Origin of the sequence: Microbacterium jejuense, assembly GCF_039544225.1 — a bacterium.
GTDB lineage: Bacteria > Actinomycetota > Actinomycetes > Actinomycetales > Microbacteriaceae > Microbacterium > Microbacterium jejuense.
The window spans coordinates 658,531-671,947 of the sequence record NZ_BAABLG010000003.1 but is presented as its reverse complement, the minus strand read 5'-3'; the positions used below and the strand labels follow the sequence as shown (position 1 = coordinate 671,947).

Annotated in this window: 15 protein-coding genes; 10 read left to right on the top strand and 5 right to left on the bottom strand. The window is 71.5% G+C overall.

Annotated features, from left to right (window positions below; all coding sequences use genetic code 11):
• Nucleotides 1-125: 125 nt before the first annotated feature.
• From dapE to ABEA46_RS07610, 3 genes are all read left to right on the top strand, one after another.
• Nucleotides 126-1,202 carry a succinyl-diaminopimelate desuccinylase gene (gene dapE, locus ABEA46_RS07620; protein ID WP_345543779.1) on the top strand — a complete coding sequence of 359 codons (1,077 nt, stop codon included), beginning with the start codon at nucleotides 126-128 and terminating at the stop codon, nucleotides 1,200-1,202.
• A gap of 6 nt (nucleotides 1,203-1,208) precedes the next feature.
• Nucleotides 1,209-2,435, top strand: a complete 1,227-nt coding sequence (locus ABEA46_RS07615; protein WP_345543778.1) for a hypothetical protein — start codon at nucleotides 1,209-1,211, stop codon at nucleotides 2,433-2,435.
• Nucleotides 2,436-2,530: 95 nt separating this feature from the next.
• Nucleotides 2,531-2,704 carry a DUF3117 domain-containing protein gene (locus ABEA46_RS07610; protein WP_019179788.1) on the top strand — a complete coding sequence of 58 codons (174 nt, stop codon included), beginning with the start codon at nucleotides 2,531-2,533 and terminating at the stop codon, nucleotides 2,702-2,704.
• 81 nt (nucleotides 2,705-2,785) lie between these two features.
• Here ABEA46_RS07610 and ABEA46_RS07605 read toward each other — a convergent pair whose 3' ends face one another.
• Nucleotides 2,786-3,421, bottom strand: a complete 636-nt coding sequence (locus ABEA46_RS07605; RefSeq protein WP_345543777.1) for an O-methyltransferase — start codon at nucleotides 3,419-3,421, stop codon at nucleotides 2,786-2,788.
• Nucleotides 3,422-3,494: 73 nt separating this feature from the next.
• On the opposite strand from ABEA46_RS07605, the gene ABEA46_RS07600 reads away from it, so the two are divergent.
• Entirely contained in the window at nucleotides 3,495-3,881 is a 387-nt protein-coding gene (locus ABEA46_RS07600; RefSeq protein WP_345543776.1) for a twin-arginine translocase TatA/TatE family subunit, read from the top strand.
• A gap of 23 nt (nucleotides 3,882-3,904) precedes the next feature.
• On the opposite strand, the gene ABEA46_RS07595 is transcribed toward ABEA46_RS07600, so the two are convergent.
• From ABEA46_RS07595 to ABEA46_RS07585, 3 genes are read right to left on the bottom strand one after another with little or no spacing between them, the layout of a single operon-like run.
• Nucleotides 3,905-5,071 carry an Mrp/NBP35 family ATP-binding protein gene (locus ABEA46_RS07595; protein ID WP_345543775.1) on the bottom strand — a complete coding sequence of 389 codons (1,167 nt, stop codon included), beginning with the start codon at nucleotides 5,069-5,071 and terminating at the stop codon, nucleotides 3,905-3,907.
• The gene (locus tag ABEA46_RS07590; protein WP_345543774.1) at nucleotides 5,068-5,598 is read right to left on the bottom strand and encodes a DUF1003 domain-containing protein; all 531 of its coding nucleotides are present in this window, start codon (nucleotides 5,596-5,598) and stop codon (nucleotides 5,068-5,070) included. The genes ABEA46_RS07595 and ABEA46_RS07590 overlap by 4 nt, the downstream gene beginning before the upstream one ends.
• Complete coding sequence (locus ABEA46_RS07585; protein ID WP_345543773.1) at nucleotides 5,598-6,896, bottom strand: magnesium transporter MgtE N-terminal domain-containing protein; 1,299 nt, start codon at nucleotides 6,894-6,896, stop codon at nucleotides 5,598-5,600. Before ABEA46_RS07585 ends, ABEA46_RS07590 begins: the two co-directional genes overlap by 1 nt.
• A 40-nt stretch (nucleotides 6,897-6,936) precedes the next feature.
• Between ABEA46_RS07585 and ABEA46_RS07580 the strand changes: the two genes are divergently transcribed.
• The 5 genes from ABEA46_RS07580 to ABEA46_RS07560 are packed head-to-tail and all read left to right on the top strand — an operon-like array spanning nucleotide 6,937 to nucleotide 10,929.
• The gene (locus ABEA46_RS07580) at nucleotides 6,937-7,662 is read left to right on the top strand and encodes a YflT domain-containing protein (RefSeq protein ID WP_345543772.1); all 726 of its coding nucleotides are present in this window, start codon (nucleotides 6,937-6,939) and stop codon (nucleotides 7,660-7,662) included.
• The gene (locus ABEA46_RS07575) at nucleotides 7,659-8,633 is read left to right on the top strand and encodes an ABC transporter ATP-binding protein (protein WP_345543771.1); all 975 of its coding nucleotides are present in this window, start codon (nucleotides 7,659-7,661) and stop codon (nucleotides 8,631-8,633) included. Before ABEA46_RS07580 ends, ABEA46_RS07575 begins: the two co-directional genes overlap by 4 nt.
• A gap of 5 nt (nucleotides 8,634-8,638) precedes the next feature.
• Nucleotides 8,639-9,415: an ABC transporter permease gene (locus ABEA46_RS07570; protein ID WP_345543770.1), complete on the top strand. Its 777-nt coding sequence runs from the start codon at nucleotides 8,639-8,641 to the stop codon at nucleotides 9,413-9,415.
• On the top strand, nucleotides 9,402-10,229 hold the full coding sequence (locus ABEA46_RS07565; RefSeq protein WP_345543769.1) for an ABC transporter permease: 828 nt from the start codon (nucleotides 9,402-9,404) through the stop codon (nucleotides 10,227-10,229). The genes ABEA46_RS07570 and ABEA46_RS07565 overlap by 14 nt, the downstream gene beginning before the upstream one ends.
• A 19-nt stretch (nucleotides 10,230-10,248) precedes the next feature.
• Entirely contained in the window at nucleotides 10,249-10,929 is a 681-nt protein-coding gene (locus tag ABEA46_RS07560; RefSeq protein ID WP_345543768.1) for an alpha/beta hydrolase family protein, read from the top strand.
• Between the two features lie 16 nt (nucleotides 10,930-10,945).
• Here ABEA46_RS07560 and ABEA46_RS07555 read toward each other — a convergent pair whose 3' ends face one another.
• Complete coding sequence (locus tag ABEA46_RS07555) at nucleotides 10,946-12,151, bottom strand: citrate/2-methylcitrate synthase (RefSeq protein ID WP_345543767.1); 1,206 nt, start codon at nucleotides 12,149-12,151, stop codon at nucleotides 10,946-10,948.
• 102 nt (nucleotides 12,152-12,253) lie between these two features.
• Between ABEA46_RS07555 and ABEA46_RS07550 the strand changes: the two genes are divergently transcribed.
• Nucleotides 12,254-13,399 (top strand): citrate synthase, encoded by a 1,146-nt coding sequence (locus tag ABEA46_RS07550; protein WP_345543766.1) that lies wholly within the window; start codon nucleotides 12,254-12,256, stop codon nucleotides 13,397-13,399.
• The last annotated feature ends 18 nt before the right edge of the window (nucleotides 13,400-13,417 follow it).

Genomic DNA, 13,417 nt, shown 5'->3' with positions numbered 1-13,417 from the left:
CCTGTGGGAGAGTAGGACACCGCCGGACACCCATTCACGGAATGGCCACCCACACCCTGGGTGGCCATTCCGCGTTAACAGCATCTCCGTCAGAGGCGCACGACAGCCCTGGGTAGACTCGAGCAATGGCGTCGCTCGATCTCTCCGTCTCCTCTGTCGAACTCACGCGGAACATCTGCGACATCCCGAGCGTCTCCGGCGACGAGCGCGTGCTCGCCGACGCCATCTACGACGCGATCACGGCATTGCCGCACCTCGACGTCTACCGCGACGGCGACACCATCGTCGCGCGCACGAACCTCGGCCGCGCTCAGCGCGTCGTGATCGCCGGCCATATCGACACGGTTCCGATCAACGAGAACCTGCCGACCCGCGATCTGGAGGTCGACGGCGTCCCGATGATCTGGGGACGTGGCACTGTCGACATGAAGGCCGGCACTGCCGTGCAGCTGAAGCTGGCGGCGGAGCTCGTCGAGCCTCGCGTCGACATCACGTGGATGTGGTACGACCATGAAGAGGTCGATGCCGATCTGAACGGACTGACGCGGCTCGCCCGCACGCGTCCCGATCTGTTCCAGGGGGACTTCGCGATCCTCGGCGAACCGTCCAACGGCGCCGTCGAAGGCGGCTGCAACGGCAACCTCCGCGCCATCGTGCGCACGCATGGCGTGCGCGCGCACAGCGCCCGCGCCTGGGTCGGCGACAACGCCATCCACAAGGCCGCACCCGTGCTCGCCCGCCTCGCCGAGTACACTCCGCGCGAGGTCCCGGTCGAAGGCCTCGTCTACCGCGAGGGCCTCAACGCGGTGCGCATCCGCGGTGGGGTCGCGGGCAACGTGATCCCCGACCTGTGCGAGGTCGAGGTCAATTACCGCTTCGCTCCGAGCCGGAGCCTCGAGGAGGCGGAGCAGCATGTGCGCGACGTCTTCACCGGGTTCGAGGTGGAGGTCGTGGATGGTGCGGCCGGCGCGCGTCCCGGTCTCGACGCGCCCCTCGCGCAGGAGTTCCTCGCCGCTGTGAACGCGGAGCCACGTCCCAAGTACGGCTGGACGGACGTCGCCCGCTTCAGCGCCCTCGGCGTGCCCGCGGTGAACTACGGACCCGGCGACCCGAGCCTCGCACACCATGACGAGGAGCGGGTTCCTGTCGCCCAGATCGAGGCGATCGAACAGGGCCTGCGTGCGTGGCTCGCAGGCAGCTGAGCGCACGTGACTGACGGGCAGCTCGCCGCCGAGGCTCCTGCTGCGCCGGTGCGCCGCGGCGGTGCGGCCGTGCGCATCGCTGTGATCTACGTCGCCGCACGGCTCGCGACGACCCTGTTGCTGCTGCTTGCGGCGCAGCTGTCGGGGTTCGGCACGCGCATGGGCGCTGACGCCGACCTCGGCTCGACGATCGTGGCGTGGGACGGCACCTGGTACTGGCTGATCGCGTACTCGGGCTATCCGTCGCAGCTGCCGCTCACCGATGCGGGGCAGATCGCCGAGAACGCGTGGGCGTTCCTGCCGATCTTCCCCTACCTCGCACAATGGGTGTCGCTGCCGTTCGGCCAGTGGGCGATCGGCGCGCTGATCGTTTCGCTGGTGGCCGGGTATGCGGCATCCCTGGTCCTGTACCGGCTGCTGCGCCTGCGTCTCGACGAATCCGCGGCGCTGTGGGCAGTGGTCTTCTTCGCCAGCGGGCCGTTGGCCGCCCTCTTCCAGGTGGGGTACGCCGAGACGCTGAACCTGCTGTGGCTGTTCTGCGCGCTGTGGTGCGTCATGCGGCGGAAGTACGGCTGGCTCTATCTGCTCATCCCGCTGATGGCCTTCACCCGGCCGGGCGTGCTCGCGTTCGCGCTGTTCCTCGCCCTCTTCGGCATCTGGCGCTGGCTGATTCGCCGGCGCGAGCACCTCGGTGCACGCGAGATCGTCCACATCATCGTCCTGGGGCTGCTCGCGGTGGCCGCCGGATTCGCGTGGCAGGCCATCGCGGGATGGGTCACCGGGGATGCCGGGGCGTATCTGTCGACCGAGCTGGCGTGGCGGCGCAACTGGATCCTGGGTGATGCGAGCTTCGCGCCCTTCGAGGCGTTCGACGCCGGCATCCGATTCTGGTTCGTCACCATGTGGCAGCTTCCGCTCGTCTGGGGCTACATCGCGGTGGGCGCGGGGATCGTCGCGATCGCGGCTGCACTGCTGTTCCTTCCGCAGGTGAGGCGTCTGGGCGTCGAGATCCGGCTGTGGAGCGCGAGCTACCTGTTCTATCTGGTGCTCGTGTTCTTCCCGCAGTCCAGCGTCTTCCGCCTGCTGGTGCCGTTGTCGCCGCTGTGGGGCGCTGTCGCCGTGCCTCGGTCGCGCGTGTGGCGCGTGGGTGTGCTCGTCGCGTGCCTCGTGGGGCAGTGGTGGTGGATCTACAACATGTACGCGCTGGGGAACACGGCCTGGCAGGTTCCCTGATCGAGAAACAGGATGCCGCTTTCCACAGGCGTACCCCGGGGCGTGTGCCCTCACGATAAACTTGTCTGGCAGACCATCGATGTAAAGGAGCCGCAATGGCAGCCATGAAGCCGAGAACCGGAGACGGGCCGATGGAGGCCGTGAAGGAAGGTCGACTCATCATCGTGCGGGTACCGCTCGAGGGTGGCGGCCGTCTGGTCGTCTCTGTGAACGACGCTGAGGCAAAAGAGCTCTACGACGTTCTGGGTGGCGTCGTCAACGCCGCGTAAGTCGCATCGTCCGTGAAAGGCCGGTCTTCGGACCGGCCTTTCGCATGTCCGGCGCTGCCGGGGCGCCGCGGGTGGCGGGAATCAGGACGAGGGGACAGTGGTCAGCTGGAGCAGTCCCTCGCCGGTGATCGACAGCGCGCCGATGACGGCCGGGGAGCCCTGCGTCTCCTGGATCAGCGATCGGTACGCCGTGGTGACCGCATCACGCCGGACCGGATCGGCGACCGCGCCGCCGGCGAGCACACGGGGGACGAGCACCGTGCCGCCGGCACGCACCAGCCGCAGGCCGTGCTCCACGTACTCGATGACGCCCTCGGGGTCGGCATCCACGAGCACGATGTCGTACGACGCCTCGTTCATGCGGGGCAGGACCTCGGATGCGCGTCCGGTGATGAACCGAGCGCGTGCGGCCGGGATGCGCGCGTCCGCGAACGCCTGGCGCGCCGCCCCGAGATGCTCGGGCTCCTTGTCGATCGTGGTCAGCGTCGCGCGAGGCGAGCCGTGCAGCAGCCACAGACCGGACACACCTGCGCCGGTGCCGATCTCGACGATGCTGAGCGCCTGCGACGCCGCGGCGATCACGGCGCATTGCGCGCCGATCGCCGGGCTCACCGGAGCGGCGCCGAGCTCGAGCGCGTGCGCGCGCGCGGCCGCGATGTGATCGGGTTCACTCGTAGCTTCGTCGACGAACCGCTGGTTCGCGTTCTGCTCTCCCATGCGAATTCCTCCGCCCGCCAGCCTACGCGGCCGCGCGGCGCTGACTGAGCAGGCACGGCGGTAACCTGAAGTCATGATCTTCGGCCTCACGATCGAGAAGCTTCTGCTGATCGGCGTCGTCGCTGCGCTCATCCTGGGGCCCGAGCGTCTTCCCCGGTACGCCGAGTCCTTGGCGGCGCTGACCAAGCGCGCGCGAGCGTGGGTGTCGACGGCGCGCACGCGTGTGCGCGACGAGATGGGCGAGGACTTCGACGACGTCGACTGGCGGACGCTCGATCCGCGTCAGTACGACCCTCGGCGCATCATCCGCGAGGCGCTGCTCGACGACGCACCGGTGGCCCCTCGTGCCGCACCCGCCGCGACGGCGACGGCGGTGACGACGGCGCTCGAGCCGTCGGCACGCGAGACGTTCCGCGGCGCCGGCGACGGACCGCCGCCGTTCGACACCGAGGCCACCTGACCTGCAGTCGGCGGAGTCGCGCGTCAGCGCGGACGGAACGGCAGGCTGCGACCCGCGAGTCCCCGGGGCACGCGCGCGAGCGCGTCGGCGACCCCGGCGATGGCCTGCGCCGCCGGGTCTTCGGGGTGGGCCAGGACGGCCGGGATGCCGGCATCCGCGTCCTTCCGCAGCACCGGGCTGAGCGGTACCGAGCCGAGAAGCGGCACGGTGCCGCCCGCCTCGCCGGTGGTGCTCAAGGCAGCAGCGACCGCTTCTCCGCCGCCGTCGCCGAACAGATCGAGGAGCGTGCCGTCGGGGAGGGCCATCGCCGCCATGTTCTCGACGACGCCGATGACCTGCTGCCCGGTCTGCCGCGCGACGAGTCCGCTGCGGACCGCGACATCGGACGCGGCGGCCTGGGGCGTCGTGACGACGAGCACCTCGGCGTTCGGCAGCAGCTGGCCGACCGAGATCGCCACGTCGCCGGTGCCGGGCGGCATGTCGAGCAGCAGGACGTCGAGATCCCCGAAGTAGACGTCGGTGAGGAACTGCTGCACGGTGCGGTGGAGCATCGGGCCACGCCAGGCGACCGCGCCGAGCGGCGCGCCGTCACCCTCCGAGCGCCGCAGGAACATGCCGATCGAGATGACCTTCACGCCGTGCGCCACCGGGGGCAGCATGAGGTCGTCGACGCGGGTGGGCTGGGGGACGCTGCCGTCGGGACCGACGAGCCCCAGCTGGCCGGGGATCGAGAATCCGTGAACGTCGGCGTCGATGAGTCCCACCGCGAGCCCGCGCGCGGCGAGCGCCGCGGCGAGGTTCGCGGTGACCGTCGACTTGCCGACACCCCCCTTGCCGCTGGTCACCGCGATGACGCGGGTCAGGGTCCCGGGGCCGAAGGGCATCTCGCGGGACCGTCCGCCGCGAAGGCGATCGGTGAGCGCGTGACGCTCGGCGGGCGTCATGACGCCCACCTCGAGGGAGACCTCGTCGATTCCGGTGACGGATGCTGCGGCCGCCGTCACATCGGCGGCGATGTGATCGGCCGCGGGGCAGCCGACGATCGTCAGTGCGATGGCGACGTGCGCGACGCCGTCGGCGACGGAGATGTCGCGCACCATGTCGAGTTCGCCGATGGGGCGGCGCAGTTCGGGGTCGGAGACCGCGCCGACGGCGGCGCGGACGGCGTCCGCGGGGGAGAGGGCGTTCATCGTGCGGTGCCGCTCTCGGCCTCGGCGGCCGCGTCGAGACGGTCCAGCAGCGCCCGCAGCTCGGTGCGCAGCACCTCGCGGGTCAGCACCTGCTCGGAGTAGTCGCTCACCGCCATGCGCAGGGCGACGACCTCGCGGGCGAGGTACTCGGTGTCGGCGAGATTGCGTTCGGCGCGCTGGCGGTCCTGCTCGATCTGCACGCGGTCGCGGTCGTCCTGGCGGTTCTGCGCCAACAGGATGAGCGGGGCGGCATACGACGCCTGCAGCGACAGGATCAGCGTCAGCAGCGTGAAGTTCGTGGCCGCCGGGTCGAACTGGAGCTGGGGCGGCATGAAGATGTTCCAGCACAGCCACACCGCGACGAACACCGTCATGCCGATGAGGAAGCCGGAGGTGCCCATCGCGCGCGCGAACGCCTCGGAGAAGCGGCCGAACCGGTCGCTGGACTGCTGTTGCGGGGCGCGCTGCAGCATCCCCGAGCGACCGCGGGGGGCATCGAGCGACGGCTGGCGGGTCGTGCGTGCCATCAGCGCCTCCTGGGGATGCTCGCGGTCGTCGTGGGAACGGGGTCGGGGGACGGATGCTCATCGGCGGCATCCTGAGATCGCCAGTCCTCGGGGAGGAGATAGTCGAGCACGTCGTCGACGCTGACCGCGCCGACGAGGCGATGCGCGGGGTCCACGACGGGGAGCGACACGAGGTTGTACGAGGCCAGGAGACGTGCGACCTCAGCGGCCGACGCCGTCGCCGGAACCGGGTCGAGCGTGTCGTCGATGATCGCGCCGAGACGCTCGTGCGGCGGATACCGCAGCATGCGCTGGAAGTGGACGGTGCCCAGCAGCCGGCCGGTCGGCGTCTCGTACGGCGGCAGGGTGACGAACACCGCCGCGGCGAGGGCGGGATGCAGCTCGTGACGACGGATCAGGGCCAGCGCCTCGGCGATCGTCGCGTCGGCCGACAGCACGATCGGCTCGCTGGTCATGAGGCCGCCGGCGGTGTCGGGGCCGTACTTGAGCAGCGCACGGACGTCTTCGGCCTCTTCGGGCTCCATGAGGTCTAGCAGCTCTTCGCGCTGGTCCTCGGGGAGCTGGCCGAGGACGTCGGCCGCGTCGTCGGGCTCCATGGCGTCGAGGATGTCGGCGGCGCGCTCATCGTCGAGAGCCTCGAGGATGTGCACCTGCTCCTCTTCGGGCATCTCTTCGAGGGCGTCGGCGAGCCGGTCGTCGGGAAGCTCCTCGACGACCTCGAGCAGGCGCTCCTCAGGAAGGTCCAGGAGCGTGTTCGCGAGGTCAGCGGGCCGCAGTTCGGAATACGTCGCGACGAGCTGCTCGGCGGACTGGGCCTCGCCGGGCACCTGGCTCTCGCGCACGTCGTCCCACGCGGCGAACGTCGTCGGCCCCTTGGCGAACGGCGACGCGCTGGTCTTGGGCTTGCGGAGGAACAGCTGACCCACGTCCCATTCGCCCAACCGGTTGCGCTCGATCGCGACATCCTCGATGACCGCCGTGCCCGAGCCGTCGGCGAGGAACACCTTGCGTCCGATCATCTCGGCCATGACGCGCACCTCACCGCCGCGCTGCTGGAAGCGTCGCACGTTGATGAGGCCGGTCGTGATGACCTGACCCGTGGCGATCGAGGTGACGCGCCCGATGGAGACGAAGACGTTGCGGCGGCCGGGGATCTCGACGACGAGTCCGATCACGCGCGGCGGATCGTCTTTTCGGTAGATGACGACGACGTCGCGGACCTTGCCGAGACGGTCGCCGGCGGGGTCGAAGACCGAGCACCCGGAAAGGCGCGCGACGAAAACCCTCTGCGTGCTCACACGTCCCAGCGTAGTCCGCGTGCCGTGGGAGGATGGGGAGATGACCATGATGGGAGGGCGCCTCCCGCAGGGTTCGGAGGCCGTCGGCGAGACGGTGGCGAACTTCCCGACGTACGAGGCGGCGCAGAAGGCGGTGTCGTCGCTGATCGCGGCCGACATCCCCGCGCGCGACATCGCGATCGTCGGGCTGGGACTGCGCTCGATCGAACGCATCACCGGCCGCCTGGGCTACGCCTCGGCGGCACGATCGGGGGCGGTGAACGGCGTCCTGCTCGGCCTGCTGTTCTCGGCGATCCTCGTGATCGGGTCACCCTCAGTGCCGATCCAGGCGTTCGTCGGGGTGCTGTTCGTGGGCATCGCGATCGGCATGCTGATGAGCATCGTCGCATACTCCTTCGTCCGCCGCCGCCGCGATTACGCGTCGGTCATGCAGGTGCTCGCCGACCACTACGAGGTCACCGTCGCGGCGAACAGCGTGCAGCGCGCCCGCCAGGTGCTCGGCCCGCAGGCCGCTGCCGCCCGTCCGCAGCCGGTGGCGCCGCCGGTGGCTGCGGCCGAACCCGTCGCTCCGCCGTCGTCCGAGCCCCCGAAGTACGGCGAGCGGGTGACGCGGTCAACGGATCACGCTCCCGTGGCCGCCCCGGCCGGTCCGGATGCGGAAGCTCCCGACGCGTCCCCCGCGCCCGACGGCGACGACCCCGCCGGGGAGCCGGTCCCGGCCGCTGACACGACCGACGAGACCGCGAAGGACGACGACCCGCGATGACGTCGGCCGCCGCGCCCGCCATCGAGGTCCGCGAGCTGCGGCGAGAGTATCGGGTGCGCGGGGCGCTGAGGCGCGTGACGGCTCTCGACGGGCTCTCACTCACTGTCGCACCGGGCACCGTCCACGGCCTCCTCGGCCCGAACGGCGCCGGCAAGACAACCCTGTGCAAGATCCTCGCGACCGTCCTGGTCCCGACGAACGGGTCGGCCCGGGTCGCCGGATTCGACGTGGAGCGCGACGCGCTCGAGGTGCGCCGTCGCATCGGGCTCGTGCTCGGCGGCGATCGCGGCCTCTACGCCAAGCTCAGTGCGCGACAGAACCTCGAGTTCTGGGCGGCGATGTACGGGATGCCTCGGGACGCGGCATCCCTGCGCATCGACACCGTGATCGACCAGGTCGGGCTCGGCGGAGTGGAGCTGGCGGTCGAACGCTTCAGCCGCGGCATGAAGCAGCGGCTGCACCTGGCGCGCGGACTGCTGCCTGCGCCCGAGGTGCTGCTGCTCGATGAGCCGACCACGGGCATGGACCCGGTGTCGGCGCACGCCTTCCGCGACCTTGTACGCGGCGTCGTCGCCGCCGGCTCCACCGTGCTGCTCACGACGCACGACATGGCGGAGGCCGAGGCGCTGTGCACCGAGGTGTCGATGATCGACGGCGGCCGCCTGCTCGCGACGAGCACCCCTCGCGGGCTCGGTGAGCTGCTGACGACCTACGAGCGCATCGACGTGAAGACCCCGGACCCGGCCACGGCGGAGCGCGTGCGCGCCGAGCTCGAGGCGCGGGACGACGTCGTGTCGGCGGCGGTGCGCGATGGCGCCACTGTCCGCGTCGAGACGCAGGGCAGGGACGCTGTCGGCAGGGTGCTGTCGGCGCTCGTCGCGCAGGGCCTCACCCAGGTGGCGGTCACCTCGCCGAGCCTCGACGAGGTCTACGTCCACGTCATCGGCGATCGCGGGATGGACGTGCGGTGAGACGCGTGCGCGCGTCCCACGTGATCGGCGCCGCGGCGCTGCTCGAGGGTCGCATGCTGCGGCGCTCGCCCGCGGAGCTGTTCGCGGTGTGGCTGGTGCCGCTGCAGACGCTGGGGTACCTCGCGATCTTCCGCTTCAGCGGCCGCGCCGACCTCGACGCCTACGCCGTGCTCGCGCCGGCGATCATCGCGCTGTGGGCTCTCGCCCTGCTGCGATCGGGCGAGGTCATCGCGAACGAGCGCGACAACCAGTCGCTCGAGGCGATCGCCGCGGCCCCGGCGAGGCTCGAGCTCGTGATGGTCGGGCGGGTCGCGGTCATCACGCTCGCGTCGTGGGCCGCGCTGCCGCTGTCGGCGTTCACCGGCTGGGTGTTCTTCGGCGTGGTGCCGGTGGTCGCCGATCCCGCGGTGTTCGTGCTGACCTACGTGGCCATGTCGCTGGCGACCGTCGCCACGGCGCTGCTGTTCGCGGTGTTCTTCGTCAACTCGCGGTCGCCCCGCATCTTCCAGAACAGCCTGAGCTACCCGTTCTACGTGCTCGGCGGCGTGCTGGTGCCGATCGCGCTGTACCCGGAGTGGGTCCAGGTGCTCTCGCGCGGCGTGTACCTGTCGTGGTCGGCAGATCTGCTGCGGGCCTCGGCGACCGGCATCGGACTGCAGGGCTGGCCGTGGCGCCTCGCGGTGGTACTCGGCCTCGCCGCGGTGACCTTCGCGGTGGCCCGGGTGCTGCTCGGGCTCACGATGCGCAACGCCAGGCGGGAGGGCAAGCTTGGCCTCACGTGACGTGCTCCTGCCCGTGCGACCCTCGAGCGCGCGGATCTTCGCCGGTGCCGTTCGCACCGGGCTGGGAGACCTGCGCACCAACTACACGTGGTGGTCGTGGTCGAGCGGCTGGCTGCTGCGCTGCCTCATGGAAGTCGCGTTCTTCGGCCTGATCGGACTGCTGCTGCAGAGCCGGGAGGCCACCTACTTCCTCCTCATCGGACGCGGCCTGTTCGTCGGCGTGGCCGAGACCATGTGGGTGATCCAGTCGACGGCGTGGGAGCGGGGGACCGGCACCCTGCCGCTGCTCGTGTCGGCGCCCGGCAGGGCGTGGCCGGCGTTCGCCGGGCGCAGCACGCAGTGGCTGCCGAGCGCCGTCACCACGTCGCTTGTGTCATTGCTCGTCGTGCCGCCGCTGTTCGGATTCGGCGTGACGCCCGAGGGCATCGCCGCATCCGCGCTCGCGGCGGTGGTGAGCGTGGTCGCGAGCTACGGCTTCGCGCTGCCGCTGGCCGCCGTCGTGCTGCGCCGTCCGGCGTGGCGCAACGCCGCGTCCAACGTCACGCACAACGTGATGGGGCTCGTCTGCGGCGCACTCGTGCCGGTGGTCTTCTGGCCCGCTCCGGTGCAATGGTTCGCCCAGATCTTCCCCGTCACGCATTCGCTGCGCGGCCTGCGGGCGGTTCTCGACGGCGAGCCGGACGCGTGGGGAGCACTCGCCGCGGGTCTCGGGCTCGCCCTGGCGCTGGGCGCCGCGTGGTTCGCGATCGGAGCGTGGCTGCTAGAGCGCTTCGCCGAAGCGGCCCGGCACGGCACGATCGACATCGACTCTTGACCGGAACGGGGGCGGACAGATGACGACGAACGAGGGCAGGATCGCCGTCAGGCTGCCGCCCGGCGCGGTCGAGGTGTCGGCCGAGTACGAGACGCCCGCCGGCGCCTGGGCGTTCGCGGCGGTGGCGCACGGGGCCGGCGCCGGGTTCCGGCATCCCTTCCTCCTGGGATTCGCGACGGGACTCGCGCGCGAGGGGATCGCGACGCTGCGGTTCAACTTCCCGTACGTCGAGCAGGGTCGACGGATGCCGGGGCCCGCGGCGCACGCGATCGCCACGTGGGAGGCGGTGCAGGCTGAACTGTCGGCGCGCGCGGGCGGCGCGCCGGTCTTCGCGATGGGCAAGTCGTACGGCGGACGCATGGCGTCGATGGCAGCGGCCGAGGGCGTCATCGATCCCGCCGGGCTGGTCTACCTCGGCTACCCGCTGCACCCGCCCGGGCGGCCTGACAAGCCACGCGTCGACCATCTGCCCGCGGTGCCGCAGCCGCAGCTGTTCGTCGAGGGCACCAACGACCCGTTCGTCGACCCGCACACGCAGCTCGAAGCTGCCGTCGCGTCGTGCCGCGCCGCTGAGATCGCGTGGATCGAGGGGGGCGGGCACTCATTCGAGGTGAAGGGGCGCAAGCGTCCGCCGGCCGAGCTCGCGGCCGAGCTCGCGACCGGCGTCGCGGTCTGGATGCGCGGCGTCTGCGGTCGATGACACGCCGCGGCGGCGGTCACTCCGCCGCGGGCGGACCGACGTACCGCCCGCGCGGCCGGAGCCGCATGGGCTTCTGCGCGTACTCGTCGACCGCGTGCGTGATCCAGCCGGCGAGGCGGCCGATCGCGAAGACGACCGCGCCGGCGTCCTCGTCCAGATCGCCCCACAGCTCCAGCGCGGCCAGGGCGAGATCGAGGTTGGGGCGAGTGGCGGCGTGGCGGGCGACCTCGGCGGCCGTCGCATCCATCACGTCCGCGATCTCGTCGCCGCCGCGGACGCCGCGGAGCATCTCCTGCAGGACGACGGCGCGCATGTCTGCGCCGGCATACAACGGCTGGCCGAAGCCGGGGATGCCTCGTCCGCCGTCGCGCACGGCCCGGGCGATCGCGGTCGCCGGCGCGTCGCCCGAGCGGATGGAGCGCAGCATGCGGGCGGCCTCGCGGCTGGCCTGTCCGTGAAGCGGTGCGTCGAACGCGCCCAGCGCGGCCGTGACGATCGCGTAGCCCGACGCACGCGCAGAGGCCGCGACCCGGGCCGCCAGCGTCGACACCGCGAGATCGTGGTCGATGACGAGGATGAGCGCGGCGTCCAGCAGTCGGGGACCGTCATCGGTGTCGCGCCCGCCGAGAGCGCGCCACAGCGTGCCGGCCACGGCCGCCTCGGGCGCGGCGGCCGGTGCCAGCGCCGGGGGAAGCCCGGTGAGCAGCCGCGCGCCCACGCGGGTCAGCTGAGCGGTGGTCGCGTCGTCTCGCAGCGGATCCGTGCTCGCGAACGCTGTCACCGCCACCGAGAGGCGGTCCAGGGGCGTCGCCGCATCTGCGAGCGTGGCGACGGCACGGCGCGCAACCTCCAGGTCGGCCGCGTCAGGCGCCCGCAGGACGGGGGCGTCCCACAGCCAGCGCACGACCTCTTCGAACGAGGACTCGTGCGCGAGCCGGGCGACCGAGCGGTCGCGGTAGAACAGCTCGTCGTCCTCGATGTGCGCGAGCGAGGTGTCGAGCACCATGAGCGGCATGCCGCCTCCGGAGGGCTCCACGCCTCGCGGGAGGACGCGCCGACGCCGCAGCGCGAACGCCTCGACCTCGAGCGGATCGAACGACGACCCGCTCGCATCGCGCTCACGCGAGAGGAGCCCGCGTGACACGTAGGCGTACAGCGACTCCGGCTTGACGCCGAGCCGTGCTGCGGCCTGCGCAGCGCTGAGGCGGGGAAGGTCTGTCATAAGTTGATCCGATCAAGATTGACGAAATGAGGATCAAGTTCCGACACTGACTGTAGCGCGCCGGCGCAACTGGACCACGCGGCGCAGGACGGAGACGGGACGATGCACGCGACGATTTCAACCATCGAGGTGCCGCGAGGACTTTCGGGCGTGGTCGTGGCCGAGACGACGATCGGCGACGTCCGCGGCGCCGAGGGCTTCTATCAGTACCGCGACCGCTCGGCGGTGGAGCTCGCGGCGACCGTCGACTTCGAAGCCGCGTGGCAGCTGCTCGTGACCGGGCAGGCGCCGACCGGCGAGGCGACCGCGGCCTTCACGGCTCGTGTCGGTGCGGCGCTGGCCGGCATCCGGGATGATCTCGACGACATCGCGGACCTGGTCTCGCGCGCGACGCCCGATGTGCTCGCCGGGCTCGCGGCCGCCTGGCCGTTGCTGGGGGCGCGGTGCGGCATCCACCCCCTCTACGACCTCGACCCCGCGGGACGGCTCGACGAGGCGATCGTGATGGCGGCGGCCACCCCGGTGCTGGTCGGCGCGCTGTGGCGCCGGTCTCGTGGCGAGGAGCCGCTGTCGCCGGTCTCGGGCGGCGGGGTGGTGGCGGACTACCTGCGCGCGGTGACCGGGCAGGAGCCCACCGCGGCGGCCCAGCGGGCGCTCACCGCCTACCTGATCTCGGTGATGGACCACGGCTTCAACGCCTCGACGTTCGCAGCCCGCGTCATCGCCTCGACCGGTGCCGACGTGGCCGCATGTCTGACCGGCGCGCTCGGCGCACTCACCGGTCCGCTCCACGGCGGGGCGCCCGCCCGCGCGCTGGACGGCCTGGACGCCGTGGGCACCGTGGACGGGATCGCGCCATGGATCCGCGCAGAGCTGGCGGCGGGGCGCCGGCTGATGGGGTTCGGCCACGCGGTCTACCGCACGGCGGACCCGCGGGCCGAGCTGATGAAGCGCGTCGCGCAGGAGCTCGGCGGCTCACGGGTCGCACTCGCCCTCGAGTTCGAGCGGACCGCCGAGCGCCTGCTCGCCGAGGCCAAGCCGGGCCGGGACCTGCACGCCAATGTCGAGTTCTGGGCGGCGATCGTGATGGAGGAGTGCGGCATCCCGCGCTCGATGTTCACTCCCACCTTCGCGATCGCCCGCACGATCGGCTGGACCGCGCACCTCCTCGAGCAGGCCGCCGACCCGAAGATCATCCGACCGTCCGCGAGGTACGTCGGTCCTCCGGTTCAGCAGCCGGCAGCCTGAGCGCTCGTCAGCGACCTG